This window comes from Microbulbifer elongatus, from assembly GCF_021165935.1.
GTDB lineage: Bacteria > Pseudomonadota > Gammaproteobacteria > Pseudomonadales > Cellvibrionaceae > Microbulbifer > Microbulbifer elongatus.
This window is the reverse complement of record NZ_CP088953.1, coordinates 45,939-66,009: the sequence shown is the minus strand read 5'-3', so window position 1 is coordinate 66,009 and position 20,071 is coordinate 45,939. Positions and strand designations below refer to the sequence as shown.

Annotated in this window: 16 protein-coding genes; 4 read left to right on the top strand and 12 right to left on the bottom strand. The window is 60.3% G+C overall.

Annotated features, from left to right (window positions below):
- Positions 1-6: 6 nt before the first annotated feature.
- The 3 genes from cax to guaD all read right to left on the bottom strand — a co-directional run bounded on the left by cax (position 7) and on the right by guaD (position 3,703).
- Positions 7-1,080, bottom strand: coding sequence for a calcium/proton exchanger (gene cax, locus LRR79_RS00285; RefSeq protein ID WP_231758450.1), 1,074 nt, complete (start codon positions 1,078-1,080; stop codon positions 7-9).
- Positions 1,081-1,295: 215 nt separating this feature from the next.
- Positions 1,296-2,321, bottom strand: a complete 1,026-nt coding sequence (locus tag LRR79_RS00280) for a DUF2955 domain-containing protein (RefSeq protein WP_231758449.1) — start codon at positions 2,319-2,321, stop codon at positions 1,296-1,298.
- A gap of 47 nt (positions 2,322-2,368) precedes the next feature.
- Positions 2,369-3,703 carry a guanine deaminase gene (guaD, locus tag LRR79_RS00275; RefSeq protein ID WP_231758448.1) on the bottom strand — a complete coding sequence of 445 codons (1,335 nt, stop codon included), beginning with the start codon at positions 3,701-3,703 and terminating at the stop codon, positions 2,369-2,371.
- A 241-nt stretch (positions 3,704-3,944) separates the two neighbouring features.
- On the opposite strand from guaD, the gene LRR79_RS00270 reads away from it, so the two are divergent.
- Entirely contained in the window at positions 3,945-4,442 is a 498-nt protein-coding gene (locus LRR79_RS00270; protein ID WP_231758447.1) for a hypothetical protein, read from the top strand.
- Between the two features lie 47 nt (positions 4,443-4,489).
- Here the strand turns inward: LRR79_RS00270 and LRR79_RS00265 are convergent, their stop codons facing one another.
- From LRR79_RS00265 to LRR79_RS00255, 3 genes are all read right to left on the bottom strand, one after another.
- The gene (locus tag LRR79_RS00265; RefSeq protein ID WP_231758446.1) at positions 4,490-5,749 is read right to left on the bottom strand and encodes an HlyD family secretion protein; all 1,260 of its coding nucleotides are present in this window, start codon (positions 5,747-5,749) and stop codon (positions 4,490-4,492) included.
- Positions 5,749-7,299: an efflux transporter outer membrane subunit gene (locus LRR79_RS00260; protein ID WP_231758445.1), complete on the bottom strand. Its 1,551-nt coding sequence runs from the start codon at positions 7,297-7,299 to the stop codon at positions 5,749-5,751. Before LRR79_RS00260 ends, LRR79_RS00265 begins: the two co-directional genes overlap by 1 nt.
- 122 nt (positions 7,300-7,421) lie before the next feature.
- Positions 7,422-8,282: a carboxylate/amino acid/amine transporter gene (locus LRR79_RS00255; RefSeq protein ID WP_231758444.1), complete on the bottom strand. Its 861-nt coding sequence runs from the start codon at positions 8,280-8,282 to the stop codon at positions 7,422-7,424.
- An 18-nt stretch (positions 8,283-8,300) separates the two neighbouring features.
- Here LRR79_RS00255 and LRR79_RS00250 point away from each other — a divergent pair, with 18 nt between their 5' ends.
- A complete protein-coding gene (locus tag LRR79_RS00250) occupies positions 8,301-8,771 on the top strand; it encodes a DUF6314 family protein (RefSeq protein WP_231758443.1) in 471 nt (156 codons plus the stop codon).
- 174 nt (positions 8,772-8,945) lie between these two features.
- Here LRR79_RS00250 and LRR79_RS00245 read toward each other — a convergent pair whose 3' ends face one another.
- From LRR79_RS00245 to LRR79_RS00235, 3 genes are all read right to left on the bottom strand, one after another.
- Complete coding sequence (locus LRR79_RS00245) at positions 8,946-9,743, bottom strand: PhzF family phenazine biosynthesis protein (protein WP_231758442.1); 798 nt, start codon at positions 9,741-9,743, stop codon at positions 8,946-8,948.
- A gap of 123 nt (positions 9,744-9,866) precedes the next feature.
- A complete protein-coding gene (locus LRR79_RS00240) occupies positions 9,867-11,144 on the bottom strand; it encodes an inorganic phosphate transporter (protein WP_231758441.1) in 1,278 nt (425 codons plus the stop codon).
- A 14-nt stretch (positions 11,145-11,158) separates the two neighbouring features.
- On the bottom strand, positions 11,159-11,836 hold the full coding sequence (locus LRR79_RS00235; protein ID WP_231758440.1) for a TIGR00153 family protein: 678 nt from the start codon (positions 11,834-11,836) through the stop codon (positions 11,159-11,161).
- 212 nt (positions 11,837-12,048) lie between these two features.
- On the opposite strand from LRR79_RS00235, the gene LRR79_RS00230 reads away from it, so the two are divergent.
- A complete protein-coding gene (locus LRR79_RS00230) occupies positions 12,049-13,833 on the top strand; it encodes a GspE/PulE family protein (RefSeq protein ID WP_231758439.1) in 1,785 nt (594 codons plus the stop codon).
- Positions 13,834-13,918: 85 nt separating this feature from the next.
- Positions 13,919-14,827, top strand: a complete 909-nt coding sequence (locus LRR79_RS00225) for a PhzF family phenazine biosynthesis protein (RefSeq protein WP_231758438.1) — start codon at positions 13,919-13,921, stop codon at positions 14,825-14,827.
- 63 nt (positions 14,828-14,890) lie between these two features.
- Here LRR79_RS00225 and LRR79_RS00220 read toward each other — a convergent pair whose 3' ends face one another.
- The 3 genes from LRR79_RS00220 to LRR79_RS00210 are packed head-to-tail and all read right to left on the bottom strand — an operon-like array spanning position 14,891 to position 19,753.
- A complete protein-coding gene (locus LRR79_RS00220) occupies positions 14,891-15,853 on the bottom strand; it encodes a DUF4340 domain-containing protein (RefSeq protein ID WP_231758437.1) in 963 nt (320 codons plus the stop codon).
- A 14-nt stretch (positions 15,854-15,867) separates the two neighbouring features.
- On the bottom strand, positions 15,868-18,783 hold the full coding sequence (locus LRR79_RS00215) for a Gldg family protein (RefSeq protein WP_231758436.1): 2,916 nt from the start codon (positions 18,781-18,783) through the stop codon (positions 15,868-15,870).
- The gene (locus LRR79_RS00210; protein ID WP_231758435.1) at positions 18,773-19,753 is read right to left on the bottom strand and encodes an ABC transporter ATP-binding protein; all 981 of its coding nucleotides are present in this window, start codon (positions 19,751-19,753) and stop codon (positions 18,773-18,775) included. The genes LRR79_RS00215 and LRR79_RS00210 overlap by 11 nt, the downstream gene beginning before the upstream one ends.
- Positions 19,754-20,071: the final 318 nt, after the last annotated feature.

Sequence of the window (20,071 nt, the reverse complement as noted above, 5' to 3'; positions counted from 1 at the left end):
CGGCCCTCAAGGTGCCATCTGATCGGGAATAACAAAATAGGTGAGCCCCAGGATCAGATACACACTGAGTAGCTGCACCCCTTTCAGCCAGTCCGAGCGTCCGTCCCCGGCAATCTGTCCGGTGATCAGCACCGCCAGCAGCATGCTCAATACCAGCCCACCGGAAAATGCGAGATCCATCGGCTGCGGGCCGATGGTCAGGCTGAGCAATACCAGCAGTGGCGCCACAAACAGTGCCACCTGCACACCGGAGCCGATGGCGATCGACAGCGACAGATCCATCCGGTTTTTTATCGCCGCGGTAATCGCCGACGCGTGTTCCGCCGCATTGCCAAGAATCGCAACAATAAACACGCCCACGAAAATATTGCTGAGGCCCAGCTCTTCTGCGGCGGGCTCCACGGCACCCACCAGAATTTCGCTCATCCACGCAATAAAAACTGTGGCAATGGCGAGCACGCCCAGCGCCTTGCCTACCGACCAGGGTTGCTTGTGAGCGCCGTCGTCAGAAAAGTCCACCGAGCCTGCAAACAGTGCGCGGTGGGTGATCAGGGAGTAGAGAAGAAACAGTACATAGACCGCCAGTAGCACCACGGAAATGGTGATGCTGATAAAGCCGAGCCCCCGGGGAACCTGCTCGGCAACGGAGAAGGAGTAGGCCGCGGGCAATATCAGGCCGATGGTGGCGAGGGTAAGCATGGTCGCCTGAGAGCGGGCGCCCTCGGAGCTGTATTGCTGCTGGTGGTGCTTCATGCCGCCGGCCAGCATCGAAGCCCCAAGCACCAGAAGAATGTTGCCGATAATCGAGCCGGCGATGGAAGCCTTGACCACATCGTGCAGTCCCGCTTTCAGGGCCACCAGTGCAATGATCAATTCTGCGGCATTGCCAAAAGTGGCGTTCAGCAGTCCACCCACTCCCTCGCCGGCGTGCTCCGCCAGATTCTCCGTGGCACGACCGAGCCAGCCGGCCAGGGGCAGAATCGCCAGGGCCGAAGCGGCAAACACCAGCAGGTGCTGGCCCGGTGCCAGGTATTCCAGGGCGACCGCGACCGGAATAAAAATCAGCAGCAGATTCAGCAAAAGGTAACCTCGCGCAAGACTCCTTCAAGCGTAGACGCGGAATAATTCCGACGGTGGCAAGCGGCGTTAAACCTTCTTTATCTGTCCGTGAAAACCCCGGTTTTATGGAATAGGTGCCGCGCATTACCGGTATGACTTGGCCAATACCCTGATGATTCCCGTCTTCCTGAATCACTTTTAGTTTTACCACTTGGCGTTTTCATTTTTTTGTGGTGTTACTGGCTGCGGCGGAAGTTGCGTGCCTGCCTGCGACGCCTTCGCCACCATTCCAGCAGTTGCATGGCAATCAGTGCGTACACCGCGACCAGCAGAAACAGCGACATGCGCACCAGAAATGCCCGGTACACATCGTTGCCCACCACACTGTCCTGGACCGCGGCGCCGAGCAATATCAGCATATTCATCAGCGTGTTGCTCCAGAAGCCGGGACTGAAGCGGTTGCGGAATACCTGGTAGCAGCCTGCGGCCACGAACAGGCTCACCAGCAGAATCCAGCCACAGAAGAACCACAGCTCCACCGCAACGCCAAGGCACCACCAGACCGCAATGGCCAGAAGACCGCCGGCCAGTGTCGACCCGACCAGTTCGCGGCCCGCGTGGCGCAACTGCAAATCACTAGCCTCCCGCCCCAGCAGGATACTCTTCACCAGAAATGGCAGATTGGTGGTGGGGTTGGTGAGGGTAAAGGCGAAGGCGGGCAGGACCACCAGGGTGGCGCGCAGGCATAACCAGTGATCGTCGGAAACCGTACCCGATTTTTCCGGGCGGGCCGGAGCCGTGTCTTCGGGAAAAAAGGGGTACACCATCCAAAGACTGAAAATGGCAATCGCCAGCCCGAGTACCAGCGCCTCCACCAGGGCCGACGCAAGGGCCGAGCTCGCCACGTCGGCTGCGGGAATGACCGTAAAACCCAGTGCGAGCAGGGTGGCGGGCAATGGTTTGCCGCCGCTGATGGCAAGGCGGTGACTGAAGTAGGTACCTGCGGTAATGATCAGCAGCGCGGTGAATGGCGCCTGCTGAAGTAGTGGGCCAATCAAAATACCGATGGTCAGCGCTGCGGCCATAAACAGCACCAGGCCGAGGGCCGCGCGCGCATCCGGAGGCGGCGTAGGCGCGGACGCTACCAGTACGGCAAATACCGGGGCGACAAAGGGAATACCAATATCGAGCCCATAGCACAATGCCAGTGACAGCGTGGTGACGAAAGCGAGCCGATAGCAACGACGGGCGGCCAGTGGCAAGTTGTGACTTCTGTAGTCGCTCCCGTGGTGAATACACATCGGCGGACTCAGATGCTGGCCTGCTGATACTGTAACTTGCCGGCGATATAGGTGGCTTGGATCGCTCGATCGTCACCCAGTGTCATTTGTACGAATAATGCTTCGTGGATGCTGTCGGCAAACTGCATACGGTAATCAATAAGTGGCGTGGATTTCATATTCAGCACGACCAGATCCGCTTCCATTCCCGGAGCGATACTGCCCACCTTGTCGTCGATATACATGGCGTGTGCCGTGCCGCGGGTAGCCACGTAAAAGGCGTGCCCCGCGGTGAGTGCCTTGCCATTCAGCTGCGCCGCCTTGTACGCCTCGTTCAGTGTGGCAAGGATCGAAAACGACGTGCCGGCACCGAGATCGGTGCCAATGCCTACGCGCACCGGGCGTCTGGGATCTTTCGCGCGATACACATCGAGATAACCGCTGCCGAGGAAAAAATTGGACGTGGGGCAGTGGGAGATGGCCGAGCCGGTGTGATGCATACAGCAGAGCTCGTCTTCGGTCAGATGAATCCCGTGTCCGAACACCGCCCGTGGGCGACACAACTTGCTGTGGTCATACACATCCAGATAGCCTTTGCGGTCTGGAAACAGTTCTTTTACCCAGGCCACCTCGTCCATATTCTCCGATACATGGGTCTGCATATAGCAGTCCGGGAACTCGTCCCACAGTGCGCCGGCGGAATCCAGTTGATCCGCGGTACTGGTGGGCGCGAAGCGGGGGGTAATCGCGTACATCAGGCGACCGCGATTGTGCCACTTGTTGATCAGCGCCTTGGAATCGTCGTAACCACTCTGGGTGGTATCCAGCAAGTCGTGCGGAGCGTTGCGGTTCATCAATACCTTGCCCGCCGCCATACGCATACCGAGGCGTTCCGCCTCCTGAAACAGCGCATCGACGGATTGAGGAAATACGGTGCAGTACACGCAACTGGTGGTGATACCGTTTTTCAGACACTCATTGAGAAACACCTTTGCCACGGAAGCGGCAAAGGCCTTGTCGGCATATTTCCGTTCTGTGGGAAAGGTGTAGCGGTTCAGCCAGTCCAGCAGCTGCTCGCCAAACGCGGCAATCATTGGTGTCTGGGGAAAATGTACATGGCTGTCGAGAAAGCCCGCGGTGATCAGCGCGTCCGCTCCGAAGTTGCGTACGTTTACCGTCTCCGGCAGCTGCGACTGAATCTGCTCCGCGGGACCGAAGTGCGTAATGACACCATCGCCAAATGCCACGATGGCGTCCGACTCATAGCGCATGGTCTCTTCCACACTGGAAGCGAATGGGTCGCCGGTGAATGTCAGTACTGGTCCACGGATGGCGTTGTCCGGAACCGGGGGGGAAGAGGGCATTTGATATTTCTCCACTTTCTCGCCCTGAACTGAACACTTTTTCTGTGCTTCCAGGTTACCGGACGTCTCGCATGAGTCACCAGGTCGCGTTGGAGAGGTGGGTACACGCCCGGCATCGCGAAAGAAGAAGCTACTCTAGTAGTTAAGCATCAATTTTCTTTCCTCGGCTCGAATTGAGGCCATATTGCGTTCGCTTTGCCGCAATACGAGTATTTTCGGGGCATGTCTGCGGAGTCTATCAATGACCAAATCCACGATGTCGTTTCTGCGTGCGGAGCTGGCGGAAACGCCGACCAATGCGCAGCGGCTGTTTCTGCTGTATTACAACGGTGTCCTTGTGGACCTGGTGGTGCTCAATCTGTTCGCGGAGTTTTCCGATAACGTTGAAATCAAGTCGTTCAGTATCTCGCTGCTGGCTGCGGTACTGCTGCAATTGCTGCTAAAACTGACCATTGCGGTAGAGCACCGGGTGGCGGAATTTTTCAAACAGTACTCCAGTGGATTTGCCCGTTTTCTGCGCTATTTCTGTGCCTGGCTGGTTCTATTTGGTTCCAAGTTTGTGATTCTGGAGGCGATCGCGTTTGTGTTTGACGAGGATGTCCGCTTCCATGGGGCGTGGCACGGGGTGGTCACCCTGATTGTGGTGGTAGTGGTGATGCTGGTGGTGGAAGAACTGGTGGTGCGCGGCTTTCGCCGGCTGCGCTTGCGCAGCCCGCGCGGGGAGGAGGGCGCGGAATAAATACTTCACTCTGCCGTGCGAGGGGTCCGTTGTAAACGCAATCCGGGTCAGTAGGCGTACGACAGGTAGCTCATGATACGAATATAGAGTTTTCCCAGCTGGCGCAGGATAAAGTGGTCGTCACTGTAGGCTATTACCGAGGCCTGGCCGCCAATGCGCAACTGCGCCAGCACCTCCGGTGGGGGTGTTTCGTCAAAGGTTACCCGCACCGGGAAGCGCTGTGCCTGTCGCAGCCAGTCGCGGTTGTTGCGGATTTCCGGCAGTGCCCCCGGCGTTGGCGTGCGTCCGGCATTGACGCCGGCGCCGATATCCAGGATGCGCCCCTTCAGTACCCTGCCCGGCAGGGAATCCAGCAGAATTTCTACCGGCGTGCCTTTTTGCAGATGTCCCAGATTGTTTTCGGTGTAGTCCGCGCTGATCCAGAAATCTTCCCGTGATATCAAGGTGAGTACTGCATTACCGGTGCCGGCATAGCGTCCGACCTCGGCGCGCAGATCGGTAATGATGCCATCCTTTTGTGCGATTACCGTGGTGTTGTTGAGATCGAGTTGTGCTTCGTTCACCGCCGCGCGCGCAACGTTCAACAGCGAGTTGCTGTGCTCGGAATCGCCACCTTTCTGTTCGATGGCCTGTTGTATGGCTGCCTCGGCGGCGACGACATTGGCGCGAGCTTTTTCCAGATTGGCCCGGGATATTTCCAGGCGGCGGACCGAAATGGTACCCGGGTCACTGGCGCGCAGGTGGCGCATACGCGTGTAGTCCTGCTCTGCTTCCAGGCGGCCGGCAATGGCGGCACGCAGGTTGGCGCGCGCCTGTTCCACCACGGCATCACCGGCGGCCACCTGCTGCCAGGCGTTGTCGAGATTGGCGCGCGCGGTTTGCAGCGCCAGTTCGTACTGGGTGGCGTCGATGGCGAAGAGTTTTTGCCCCTGCTGGACCTGCTGATTGTTTTCCACCCATACCTCGGTAATCACCCCCGCGACCTTGGGAGCAACCCCGACCACATAGCCCTGCACACGCGCCTGCGAAGTGTAGGGGGTGAAGCGGTCGGCGAGCAGGTACAGACACAGGGACGCGAGAATCAGCGCCAGCAACAGTTTTGCGCCGCGCCCCACGGCGCGGGCGGGGTTTTCCGGAGGGGAAGATTCTGACGCAGTTGCTGCGCTGGTCCCGGTAGGCCGTTCATCGGAGGAAGCCGTGGTATCGGTGGGCACCGGCGGCTCCCCGCCGGCCGATTGTGCCGCGGCGATCTCGTCCAGGGTTTGTTGCCCCGGTGGGTTGGAACTGGCCGGTTCGCGTTGATTCATTACGGCGTTGTGCCCGCATCGATGGCGGGCAGTGGTTCCTCAAGTAGTTCGCCCCAGTCGGTGCGCTCCAGCATCTGGTAGCGCGTATCCGCGGGGATCAGGTCGTCGACGGTGGCGTCGCGCCAGCCGCCGCCGAGGGATCGGTACAGTTCAATAATGGCAGCTACATGGTCACCGCGGTTGATCACCACCAGATCCGACTGGGCAAATACGGCGGCCTGGGCATCCAGTACCCGCTGAAAATCGGAATAGCCCTCCTGGTAGCGGCGACTAGCAATTTCCAGGGAGCGCTGTGCGGCCTCCAGGGACTCGTCGAGAATGCCCTGGCGGGCGTCGGTCTGGGCGATACGACTGGCGGCGTCGTCGATCTCCCGCGCGGCCTCCAGTACCGTGGCGCGAAAGATTTCCAACTGCTGTTGCAGGCGCGCATCCTGCACCCGCACGTTATTTTTCAGGCGGCCGTAGTTGAAAATATTCCAGGTGAGCGCGGGGCCGGCGGCCAGTGTGGAGACATCCGGCAGTCCCTTGAGGCTGGTGCCCGCCCAACCCAGGGTGCCGAACAGGGAAATCGCCGGGTAGAGGTCACTCATGGCGACGCCGATCTGCGCTGACTGCGCGGCGGCGTCCCACGCCGCGGCGCGCACATCCGGCCGCCGCAGGAGCAGGTTCACCGGCATCTGCCCAAGGGGAATCTGTTGAATGTGCGGCAGTCGCTCATCGGCGCCGGCCAGTTCTGGCAGGTCCCCCGGTGCCCGCCCCAGCAGGGCACAGAGCGCGTTGCGTTGCAGCGTCTGGGTCAGCCGGAGTGTGGGGATGGTGGCGAGACTGGCGAGATACTGGGTACGGGCCTGCTGCAGGTCCAGCTCGGATTGCTGGCCGCTGGCAAACAGCTCGCGGGTGATTTCCACGTTGCGTTCCTGCAACGCGATATTGCGCTGGGCAATATCAATACGCTGCAGGGTGGTCTTGTAGCCGTAATAGAGCGTGGCCACTTCCGCGGCCAGCAGTACCTGACCGTCCCGCTGGTTGGCGATGGAGGCAAAAAAGGCGGCGTCAGCAGATTCGATACCGCGCCGGAAACGGCCCCAGAAATCCATCTCCCACTGCAGATTGAAGGCGATGTCGCCGGTGCGGTAGTCCCGGTGATCGTCGTCCGGTCCCCCGTGCAGGTATTCGGAGACATAAGCGCCGGCGCCGTCTATGCGCTGGACCTGTGGATATTTCAGACCCACGGCAATTCCCAGCGCGGCGCGACTTTCCAGAATGCTCAGGCCAGCCAGCTGCAGGCCCGGATTTTCCCTGCGGGCAAGGGCGATCAGATTGTTCAGAATGGGGTCGCCCAGGCGTTGCCACCACTGGCTGATATCGGCGGCATTGGGGTCCTGGTAGGTCTGGCCGTACAGATCCGGCTGCCAGGCAGACAGCCAGGTCATGTCCGGTTCGCGGAAATCCGGTCCCAGTGGGGCGCAGGCAGTCACTCCCGCCAGCACAGAGGCGAGTAACAGGTGGTTGCAGCGGGGCCACAGGCGGGATGATTCACTCGGTGGCATCGCTGCGAGGGCTTTCCGCTGCGTCCATCATTCACAATTCCTTGTGCGCGGTAGATGCGAACAAGTCCGGCGCTATCCCGCGCCGCGCATCCGGCAGCAATTATAGCAGTCGGTGCCCACGCTCATTTGCGCGCCCGGCCGCGCCACTCACTGAGGGCCACCGCGGCGACAATGATGGCGCCGCCGAGCGCCAGCCGTGGCAGATCTGCATCCCGATTCCAGATCAGCAGGTTGACCAGCAGCCCGGCGGGGATGAGGGCGTTGTTCATGGCGGCCAGGGTACCGGGGGAGACCTGGGTCGCGCCCTTGTTCCACAGAAAATATCCGACGCCCGAGGCGATGGCACCCAACCACAGCAAGATGCCCCATTGCACACCGCTGCTCGGGTACTGTGGCTTGCCGAGTATCAGCCAGGCACAGGCAGCCACGAGACTGGCGCCGATAAAAAACCAGCCGAAGGTCTGCCGGGGCGCCAGTGCAGACCCGCTGTTGTACCTGGATTGCATAAACTGCTTGTAGGCCACCTGACCGGTGGCAAAGCACAGGTTGGCGCCCTGTACCACGAGAAAGCCGGTCCAGTAGTCCCCGCTGAGATGATTCCAGCGGATGATGGCGGCACCGAGTACGGCGATGGCGGCCACCAGCAGGTTCCAGGTAGAGAACCGGCGCGCCATCAGGTCGTAGATCAGGGTGATGTACACCGGGGTGAAGATGGTGAACAGCAGGACTTCCGGTACGCTGAGCAGCAGGAAGGACTGGTAGTAAAACAGGTACATCAATCCCAGCTGTATGGCGCCAATGGCCATCAATGTCAGGGCGGTGCGCGGTGGGGTACGCCAGTTGAGAAAGGGCAGAAATACCAGGGTGGCGAGCAGTACCCGGGTGAGTACGGAAAAGTAACTGTCTACCTGACCGGCGAGATAGACGCCGATCAGGCTGAACGAGAAGGCCCACAGGAGGGTGACGAGTATCAGTAAAATCATGAATAGGTGTGGTGTCTGGTGAATGCTCTGGTGGATTACAAAGCTTTGTCGGCGCTGGCGCAATTGGTTGAGCGGCTAAAGCAGGTCCGCGCCTTCAGTTTTAATGCCAGCAACGGGCCGGGGTCCCAGACCAACTGGCGCGGGCATGGGCGCGGCGAGGTGGAGGTCGCCAGTTTCGGTGCGCATATTCTGTTTGCGGAGCGGGCGGAGTTTACTGATGTCGATGGCCACAAGATCGATCTGCAGAACACCTACCGCTGGACGCGCTGTGTTGATTTTGTGCGCCTTGAGCATTTGCGGCGGGAAGAGCCCGTATTGTTATTCAATCTTGTTCCGGTGACGGAGCATGGGTTTCGTCATCAGTCTCCGCATTTGTGCGGTGAAGATACCTATACCGCTGACTTGATTCTGCACCCGGATGAGATTGAGTTGATCTGGCAGATTGATGGGCCGCGGAAGAATGAGCGGCTGCATTACCATTATTGGTAGTCCTTTGTGTGCTCCGTAGCAGGTTGGGTGGCGGCGCCGCTACCGGGTGCAAACTTGTGAGACACGCCGTGAACCCATCCCTGGGGGCTCTTCCGCGAGGTCCCTCTCGCGGAAGGTCTTGCAAGGCTGCCCCGGTAGCGTCATCTTCGCGGAGACTTCAGTTTTCTTTTCTACCTACAGGCTTATTTGTCCACGCAAATAAGTTACCGCCTTGCCCCGCATAATCACCCGATCACCTTTCAATTCACAATCCAGCTCACCACCCCGTGGCGAAATCTGCTTTGCCTTGAGCGCAGTTTTATCCAGCTTTTCCGCCCAGAAAGGAGTCATGTAAGTGTGGGCGGAGCCGGTTACCGGGTCTTCATCGATGCCGATGGCCGGGGCGAAGAAACGACTGACAAAGTCACAGTCGAATTCATTGCCCGGCGCAGTGCAGATCAGCCCCTTGTAGGGCAGGTTGGCGACGGCGCGCATGTCGGGTTCGAGGCTGGCAACGACTTCTGCGGAGGTAAATTCCACCAACAACTGGTCATTGGAGCCGGCCACTTCCATGGCCGACAGCGGCTCGGCGCCGAGTGCATCGGAATATTCCTTGCCGAGTCCGGCTGGCTGGATGTTCTGCGCGGGGAAATCCAGAGCCAGTAATTCGCCATCCCGGCGCACGATCAGCTCGCCACTGCGGGTAAAGAAGTGAATCTCGTCGTCGGTGAACCCCAGTTCCGTCCACAGCAGGTGCGCGGTGACCAGGGTGGCGTGGCCGCACAGGGGGACTTCTTCGCCGGGGGTGAACCAGCGCAGTTCGAAGCCGTTGCCGGCGGGGACGGTGTAGGCGGTTTCGGCGAGATTGTTCTCGGCAGCGATTTTTTGCAGCAGGGCGTCGTCGAGCCAACGGGTCAGCGGCACGTAGGCGGCGGGATTGCCTTTGAAGAGTTTCGAGGTGAAGGCGTCGGCCTGATAGATGGGCAGTTGCATGGAGGGATCCTTCTCACATTGCCAGCACAAACAAAAAGGGAGAGCTAAACAGCTCTCCCTTTGTATCAAGTGTGCCGGGTAATTTCCATTACCAGACGAATACCGTTGGCTTGTCAGCCACGATTACCAGCCAAAGACACCCTTGAAAAAGAAGAAGAACAGAATCGCCAGGCCGGCACCGGCGGGCAGGGTGACGATCCAGGAGGCGGCGATGGTAGTGATCATGCGCAGGTTGAGTGCGCCAATACCGCGGGCCAGGCCGACACCCAGTACCGCACCTACCAGGGTGTGGGTGGTGGAAATGGGCAGACCGGTGCCGGAGGCGAGTACCACGGTGGAGGCGGCGCCGAGCTCGGCGGCAAAGCCGCGGCTCGGGGTCAGCTCGGTAATCTTGCGGCCGATGGTGGCCATTACCTTGAAGCCGTAGGTGGCGAGACCGACAACGATACCGGCACCACCCAGCAGCAGGATCCACGGCGGCATGACCGCTTTGGCGGTCACCGCGCCCTGTTGCACGGTATTCACAACGGCAGCCAGCGGGCCGACGGCGTTGGCCACGTCGTTGGAGCCGTGGGCAAAGGCCATGGCACAGGCGGTGAAAATCATCAGGATGGCGAATACGCGCTCCACGTTCGCGAAGCGATTGTCCTTTTCCATGGAGGGATCACGCTTGATGCGTTTCAGCAGGACGATGCCGATGCCCATCACGATCAGGCCGATGACCCCGGCAATCAGTGCATCCTGCCAGAAGGACAGGGTTACGCCGGCGTCCTTGAATACGTGCTTGAGGCCCTTGGTGAGGGTCACCATGGCGATCATCCAACCCACCGCGAACATGTAGATGGGAATGTAGCGTTTTGCGTTGGTGAAGGGATCTTCGGTATTGAGGATCAGCCGCTGCACGCTGCGGAAAAGCAGGAAGGAGATGGTGCCGGCGAGTACCGGAGAGACTACCCAGCTGGCGACAATACTGGCCACTTTGCCCCAGGCCACCGCATCCACGGAAATCCCCACTGCCGAGAAACCGACAATGGCACCGACAGTAGAGTGGGTGGTGGATACCGGCCAGCCGAGAATACTGGCGATCATCAGCCAGGTGCCGGCTGCCAGCAGGGCGGAGAGCATGCCGTACACCAGCAGCTCGGGTGTGTCGTTGAACAGATCCGGGGCGATGATGCCCTTGCGGATGGTGGAGGTCACTTCGCCGCCCGCCAGGTAGGCGCCGGCAAATTCGAAGATCATGGCGATGATGATCGCCTGTTTGATGGTCAGGGCGCGGGAGCCAACGGACGTGCCCATGACGTTGGCCACGTCGTTGGCACCGACCCCCCAGGCCATAAAGAATCCAAATACACAGGCCAGTATCAGAAAGATATGGCCGTACTGAGCAATGATATCCACGATTTCTCTCCCCGTTATCGCGCCAGCAATAGCTGCAATCGGTTGCCCACACCGTGGGCCTCATCTGCCAGGTCACCGACCCACTCAATAACGCGGTAGAGGAAAATCACGTCCACCGGCGGCAGGTCTTTTTCTATTTTGAACAGCGCGGCGCGCACTTTGACTTCGAGCTCGTCGGATTTGCGTTCCAGATCGTCCAGCTCTTCGGTCATACGGCGGGTAATATCCACTTCGCGGCCGGCAAAACCGGTTTCCAGCAGCTCGTCCAGCTCGTTGATGGCCTTGAGGGCCTGGGCAGAGGCCGCCACGGCGCTTTCCACAAAGGTGGCCATCATGTCGTGCATGGATTCGGGAATCTGCATCTGGCGACCAGTGGCCAGCCCGGCGATATCCTGGGCCTTGTTGGCCACCTTGTCCTGCACGTGCAGCAGCTCCAGCAGGTCGGTGCGGGAGACCGGCATAAACAGGCTGTCCGGCAGGTGCAGGCGCAGGTCTTTCTTGATGTCGTCGGCGCGGTTCTCACTGGCGGAGATACGCTGCTGAACGGTAGTGGCAGTGCTGTAGTCGCCCTTCATAAGGGCGTCAAAGAAGGGCACCAGATCCGCTGACGCCTCGTGGGCAGTCGCCATGTGCTCCTTGATCGGCTTGATCGGCGAGCGGCCGAACAGGTTGGCGATATTGGACAGGGGCATGGTCTGTTCCTTTTTCCGGTCCTGACAGTTGGTTGAAAAGCCGCCGGATGACCCGGGCGGCGGCCGAATTGGGCGGCATGGTACCCCAACCTGTGCGCAGGTCACAGTGACGTGACGGTTTCGTTTCTATTGGGGACAACCGGCGCACTGTTGCGGCTCGCCATAAGAGCTACAATGCGCCTTCACAATAAAGCGTAGACGGGTGACAGGGTATGGCTGTAAGCACTGGGACAAGAGGGGCAGACCGGGTTCTCGACCTGCCCGGGTTGCTGGAAGACCTGGTGAGTGAGGGCTTTGTGGCGCGTATGGACGCCAACCGCCTGATCGGCACCCCGCGCACCGCGGAACAGGCGCAGATGCACCCGCTTACCTACATTGCCAGCTGCGAACTGCCCAACCAAAAAAAGCCCGGCCGGATTCTGGATGCGGCGACGCTCACCCAATGGCTGGCGGATACCTCCTCCCACGGGCTCTATCATATCGACCCGCTCAAGGTGAATGTGGCGGAAGTCACCGAAGTGATGAGCTTCCAGTTTGCCAAACGCCACCAGATCCTGTGCGTGGAAGCCTCCAAGGAGATGCTGCTGGTGGCCACCGCCCAGCCCTATACCTCCGGTTGGGAAGAGCAGCTGGAGCACACCAGCGGCCGCACCGTGCAGCGGGTGGTGGCGGATCCCGCCGACATCAAGCGCTACGGTACCGAATTCTACTCCCTAGCCAACTCCATCTCCGGCGCCAGTGGTCTCAAGGGCAGCTCCGGTGCCGGCAACTTTGAACAGTTACTGGAGCTTGGCAACCTCAAGGATCCGGAAGCCAACGACCAGCACATCGTCAATATTGTCGACTGGTTGCTGCAGCACGCCTTCGACCAGCGCGCCAGTGATATCCACATCGAGCCGCGAAGGAACATCGGCCGTATCCGCTTCCGCATCGACGGGGTGCTGCACCCGATCCACGAGCTGCCGGATCAGGTCAACGCCGCCATTACCAGCCGCCTGAAGATCCTCGGTCGCATGAACGTGGCGGAGAAGCGCAAACCCCAGGACGGCCGTATCAAGACCAAGCGCCCGGACGGCAGCGAGGTGGAACTGCGCCTTTCCACCCTGCCCACCGCTTTTGGTGAAAAGCTGGTGATGCGGATCTTCGACCCGGAAGTGCTGGCGCGCTCCTATACCGACCTGGGCCTGGCCGGTGACGACCTGGCCCGCTGGCAGACCATGCTGTCCCGCCCCAACGGTATCGTGCTGGTGACCGGCCCCACCGGTTCCGGTAAGACCACCACCCTGTACACCGCGCTGAAACAGCTGGCGTCCACCGAGGTGAATGTATCCACCATCGAAGACCCTATCGAGATGGTGGAAGACAGCTTCAACCAGACCCAGGTACACCACAGTATCGGTCTGGACTTCGCCGCCGGTATCCGCACCCTCATGCGTCAGGACCCGGACATTATTATGGTGGGGGAAATCCGTGACCTGGAGACCGCGCAGATGGCGGTGCAGGCGGCACTCACCGGCCACCTGGTGATCTCCACCCTGCACACCAATGACGCGCCTACGGCAGTGACCCGCCTGCTGGACCTGGGGCTTCCCCACTACCTGTTGAAGTCCACGGTACTGGGGGTGATGGCCCAGCGCCTAGTGCGCACCCTCTGCCCCAGCTGCAAGCGCAAGGCGGAAGTGAGCGACGAGGATTGGCAGGCGCTGGTGAAACCCTGGAAGGCGCCAAAGCCGGAAGTGGTGTATCAGCCGGAGGGCTGTCTCGATTGCCGCAATACCGGCTACCGCGGCCGTCAGGGTATTTACGAAATCCTGCCGTTCAGCGAGGGAATACAGACCCTGGTCACCCACGACTGCGACCTGCAACAGGTGCGGCGTCAGGGTATGCGCGAGGGTATGAACAGTCTGCGTTTATCCGGTGCGCGAAAAGTGGCCGCGGGAATCACCACCGTGCAGGAAGTGCTGCGGGTGGCGCCGCCGCCGGATATTGCATTTTAAACACCGCTCTTTGTCTGCTGGACGCTTGCAAAAATTGTCCGGTGGCGCATAGTCAGGGAAGGCAACAATAAAAAGGAATGGATTGATGGCGATTGAATACACCCTGTTGGATGTTTTTGCGGATGCACCTTTTCAGGGCACGCAGATCCCGGTAGTCAACCTGGCGGGATACACTCTGGATGAGGTGGCCAGGAAGGCCATTGCCAGTGAATTCCAGCAGACCGAAACCGTGTTTATCGAGCCGGGGGCTTCGGTCCCCGCCAGTGTCTACAACCGTCGCGGCCAGCAGCACTTTGGTGCCCACACCATTCTCGCCGCGTCTTTTATGGCATTTGAACTGGGGCTGACAAAAAGTGAGGGCAGCTTTGCTTCCTTTCTGTTGCAGCAGGACTCGGGCCTGATCGAAAGCTTTATCGATGACAACCGCGGCACACCTGGCAATATCCAGTTTGCCCGCGAACTTTCCCCCACTGTAGACCGCTACACCCCGGACGTTACCCGCCTGGCGGCGGCGTTGAATACCGAGGAAAAACACATCACCTTCAGCAAGTACAAGCCGCTGGTGGTGAGTGTGGATACCCCGACACTGATCGTTCCGTTTACCCGCGCGGAACATGTGCTGGCGGCGAGTCTCCATCATGATCACTGGAATGCGCTGCTGGGGGATCTGTACACCTCGGAGCTGTTCCTGTTCGCCCCGGGCTCCATTACCGGCGGTACCGAGTTTCACGGTCGCCTGTTAAATCCCACTCTGGCGCAGGGCGTTTTCCCACCCATTGGTAATGTGATGCCGGAATTTATTGCCTACCTGGCAGAGCAGGGGGAAACCGCTGCCGGTACCCATACCTTCTCTGTAGATCGCGGCAGTCTCGAGTCCCGCAAGAGCGTGCTGCATGCGGAATTTGATAAAAAGCCTGGTAAGGAAGTGCGCTGCCGCATCGGCGGCAATGTGATCAAGATGGGGGAGGGCAAATTGTTTTTCCCTGAACAGTAAGGTTTGTATTCAGCGAGCAATAAAAAACCGCGCAGTGCGCGGTTTTTTATTGGTTGCAAGATCTCAGCTTTTTGCATCTTCCTCCTGAGTATTGCTGGTTTCTTCCTCCGCGGTCTGTTCCTCCTCATCCCGCGCCACCAGCACCAGATCCTGGTGGCGCTTATCCATCACCCGATCGAAATCGTACTTGGCGATTTCAAAATACTGATCGCGGTCGTCGCGGCGCACATAGTATTTGTCGTCCGCGCTGGCGAAGAGGTAGCGCCGTTCGCCGTTATCGGCCTGCACCACAATCTCGGTGGGCTCCGCTTCCGGTGTTTTCCCGGCGGGTCTGGTTACCCGCAGTTTTTCCAGCGCCGTGGCCAACTCCCGCGCCTTGCCCGGGTCCACGGCCGGGGCTTCCTGTGCGTCATCGACAGCGAAAACCCAGCCGTCGTCTGCTTTCTCCAGGGTGTAGTCCGGCCCCTGGATACGCTTCAGGTCACCGGCAGCCAGCAGGGTTTTGTCCAGCCAGTTGTCGGCCTTCACCGGCAGGTCAAAGCTGTTCAATTCCACCGCATAGATGGCGTCGTCATCGGCGCGGCGCACGTGCACCTTGCGGAACCCCGGTGAGGTGCCGACGAACAGTTCCAGCGCCGGCTCATCACCTTCTGCGGTGTACAGCTTTACGTGTTTGCGGAATTTTTTTTCCGCCACTTCGAAGCGTTCGCGGGCACTGTTGCTGGTGGCCACTGGCCAGTTGCCTTTCAGCGCGGTGAGTTTTTCCAGCAGTGTATCCAGCTTGTCGCTGTTTACCGGCAGCTGGTGGAGTTCCGGCAGCTGCCACTGGTCGTCTTGTTTCACCAGCGTAACGGTTTCGTCGTCGCCGGTAATTTCCAGTCGCTGCAGCGCGTCGGCTTCCGTCTGTACCAGCTGGGTAGCTTGTGCCTGGGCCTGCTGCCGGGAGCTGGACTCCCAGAACAGGCCCGCGGCCAGTACCAGCTGCAGGGCCAGCACGCCGCTCAATGCCATTTGCAGATTTTTCATGCTTCAGTTCCTCCTCAGCCGGCCAGCAGTTGTTGATAGCGCTGCTGGCGGGCGCGGTTACGCAGGTGCTGGATCAGGGCGACGATGCCCAGTGCCAGCAGTGCGGCGATATAGTTCAGGGATTCCCAAAACAGGCGGCCGTCCTGCTCCATGGGGGGCAGGGTGCGGTTGAAGTGACTGCGGGCGCGGATGCTGAGCAGGCCCGCGTCTTCCAGAGACCAGTCCACACTGTTGGCCGCCAGTTGCAGGGTGTTGAGGTAGTCACCACCGGCCGCGGCGCCACTCATACGCACCACCTGATCGCGCAGGAAGTCGTTGGAGGCGAACAGAATGATGCGCGCGGATTCCGGCGAACGGCTGATCTGGCTGGGCAGGTTTTCCAGCTTGCTGGTGTCACTCGCGCTTTCGTTTTCCCCTTCACTTTCCTTCGTACTTTCCGTCGCACTTTCTGCTTGCGCCAACGGCGACGGTTTATCGGCAAAGTAGGAATCAAAACGGCCGGCGCTGACCACACCCAGCAGGTGCGACCCGCGCTCACCCTCCGGGGTAAAGGCGCTGATCTGGCCGTCCACGTAGCGGGGCATCACACTGGTACTGCTGGACAGCCAGGCATTTTCCGAGCTGTGCAGCAGCGGGGTGATTGCGCGCTCTGCGGATTTTTCCTGGTCCACACGAATGGGCGAAGCCCAGCTCAGGGTGGCCTGGGGCAGATTGCCGGTGATGGGATTTTCCGCGTTCAGGCCGTCACCGCGTACGTCGATAAAGTAGGGGTAATCGAGCATGCGCAGTTCCTGCAGCTGGAAGCCGCCCACATTGCGGGTGACCGGTACCGGGAAGGCGCTGTTCTGCGGGTCCAGTACCAGTTGGTTATCCACCTTCAGGCCCATGTGGTCGAGCCATTGTTCCAGGCCGCTGTTGACCCGGTTGAGGCTCAGGCTGCGGTTGGACAGGTTGGCGCTGTAGGGCGAGGTGGCCGCGATCACGGTGCCCCCCTGCATCAGGAACTGGTCAACGGCATAGAGGGCTTTGTCGCTCAGGTTGCGCGGTGCCAGCAACATCAGAATATCCGCGTTGCCGGAGACGCGACCGTCACTCAGGTCCTCCCGTTCCACATTCAGCTCGGCGCCCAATAAGCTTTCCAGCTGGCTGAAGCGGGCGCCGCCGCCCATGCCGTGGCTGAAATCATCCGCCGGGGTCACCAGGGCGACAGTCTTGGTGAAGCCACTGGCAAAGCGTTTGATCCCCGCTTCCAGATTGCGCTCGAAGGTGTCTGCGGTGAGGTCATCCAGCGGAATCTGCACGATCTGGTCGTCGCGGGCGAGGGTCAGATAGAAATAGAAGGGCCGGCCGATCAGGCTCGCGGCCATGGGCTGGAAGCCGTAGTCTTCGGCAATCTGCCGGGCCACCTCGCCGCCGTCTGCCTGCGGATCGATAAACTCGACACTCAGGCGGTCGGCCGCGTCGGCCTGCAGTTTTTCCACGGAGGTGCGGATGGACTGTTTGAATTCCGCCAGCTGCTCGGGCAATTGTTCATCAGCGGAGACATAGGCGGTAAACGCCAGTGTGCCCTCTACCGTGTCGAACAGGTTGCCTTCACTCTGGTAGCTCTGCAGCACTTTTCTCACCGCGCGGGTAAGGTCGTATTCCGGGTTGCGCAGCTGCACATCCACATCGGTTTCCCGCTCCGCATTCACTTCGATCAGATCGCGGAAGCCCAGTACTTCGTACTCGTCCCCGTACTGCACCAGCACGTCAAAATAGGAGCTGACGATGGAGGCCTGGTAGCGGTCCGCCACCTGGAAAGGCACCGGGGCGATACCGTATTTGCGGTTGGCCTCTTCTTCCAGTTCCGGCTCTTGGGTGGGATCGATGATTTCCACCCGCACCCGGCCGTTGCCGGCGACTTCATACTCCCGCAACAGGTCGCGCATCTGCGGGACCAGCGGTGCCAGCAGCGGGTGGGTTTTGCCACTGAAATAACCGCGAATCAGCAGGGGCTCCTGCAGCTGGTTCAGGTATTGCTCGGTGGCCGGAGAGATAGAGTAGAGATTGCCTTCGGTCACATCCGCGCGCAGGGCTTTCAGCTGGCCCAGCCATAAATTGGCTCCCAGGGCGTTGACCACCAGCAAGGCGGTGACCGTGTGCCAGGCCTGGCGGTGTTTGCGGTCGCCGCCAATCGCCCAGCGTTCGCGCTCCAGCACCAGTGTGTTGAGGGCGAGGAATACCGCGCACAGGCTCAGGTAGTAATACAGGTCCGGCAGATCCAGCACGCCGCGGGTGATGGCATCAAACCGTGCTCCGGTACTGAGGCTGCGCAGCCACTCGCCCGCATTGTTACCGAAAAAGTCGGTGAGCAGCGGCGAGCCGATCAGGTAAAACAGGCCGCACAGGGCGGAGGCCACGATCAGGCTGACAATCTGGTTGCTGGCGCGGGCGGAGACAAACAGGCCAATGCTTAGGTAGGCCGCACCCAGCAGGAAGGTGGCCAGATAACCCGCCCACACCGGGCCCCAGTCCAGGTCGCTGATCATCGCCACGGTGACCGGAAGTGGCAGGGTGATGGCCAGTGCGATGCCGAGCAGCGCCAAGCAGGCGACAAATTTACCCACCACAAACTGCCACAGGGGCGCGGGCTGGGTGAGGATATGTTCCAGGGTGCCTTTAGCGCGCTCGTCACTCCACAGGCGCATGGTGAGCGCGCTGCTGAGAAAGATCAGCAACAGCGGCATCCACTCGAACAACGGGCGCACGTCGGCGATGTTGCGGGCAAAAAACGCCTCGCCCCAGAAAAAGACAAACAGGCTGATGGCGGCAAAGGTGGCGAGGAACAGGTAGGCCACCGGCGAGGCGAAAAACAGGGTGAGCTCCTTGCCGGCGACGCGTTTGATCCGTTGCTTGCCGCGCACGGGAGGGGATGATTCAGGCCGCATTTTCCAGTGCCTCCGACTTTTTCTGGTTGTTGGGTTGGTTGGATCGGTGCTGGTTGTCATTCACCTGGCGGAACAGGCTCTCGAGGTCCCGCTGCTCCGGCTGCAATCGGTACAGCTCGCCACCGGCGGCGATCAGGGTGCGGGCGATGACCGCGCTGGCGCTGCGGATATTGGTGTCCTTGCGCAGGGTGATACGGAATTGCCCGGGTTTGTTTTGTGGCTCGATGGTTTCTATGCCTTCCTCTGTGCCGAGGCGGCCCAGCACTTCGCGGGCGTCGGTGGCGGAGGTTTCCAGCAGAATGCAATTGGACTGGCGCAGGCTGTCGAGCTTTTCGTCCACGGCCAGTTGTCCGCGGTGGATGATCAGCACCCGGTCACACAGGGCTTCCACTTCCTGCATGATGTGGGTGGACAGAATGACGGTGGCTTCGCGGGCGATTTCTTTGATCAGGGCGCGCATCTGCCGGGTCTGGGTGGGGTCGAGACCGTTGGTGGGTTCGTCGAGGATCAGCAGGCGCGGCCGACCGAGAATGGCCTGGGCGACGCCGACCCGCTGTTTGTAGCCCCGGGAGAGGGTGTGAATGCGGGCGTGGAGTTTGTCGGCCAGTTCGGTGGCTTTGATGGCGCGGCGGATTTCGTCGACCTTGTCTCTGCCGTCGAGCCCTTTGAGGGAGGCGGCGTAGTCGAGGTAGTCGGCGACGGTCATTTCGCCGTACACGGGGAGGTTTTCCGGCAGGTAGCCCAGTTGCCGCTGCAGGGTTTTGGGCTTGTCGGCCATGGAGGTGCCATCAATCCTGACACTGCCGGAATCCGGTTCCAGGTAGCCGGAGAGCATTTTCATGATGGTGGTTTTGCCGGCGCCGTTGTGGCCGAGCAGGCCGACAATTTCGCCTTTTCCGATGTTAAAACTGACGCCGTCGACGGCTTTGAAGTCGTCGTAGTAGCGGCTGAGGTGGGTGACTTCCAGCACCTTGTCCTCCTTTTGGTTTGGTTGTCAGGGGGTGGTTGGACTTCGTTTAGGGTACTTGTGGCGGTGCCGCTACCGGGGGCCGCCTTTTGAGACACGGGCTAGGCGCCCCCCCGATAACCCATCCATGGGGGCTCTTCTAAAACGTCCCTGTTTTAGAAGGTCTCAAAAGGCGGCCCCCGGTAGCGGCCCCTTCGCATCGAACGATGAAATATTTAACTGGGTTCAGTGTGGCGGCGGACGCGAGATGGGCAGGTAGATAGGGACGCGTCGCATGGGGCGGCGACCGGTTGTCGCAGCCCGAGGGGAATTCACTGGTGT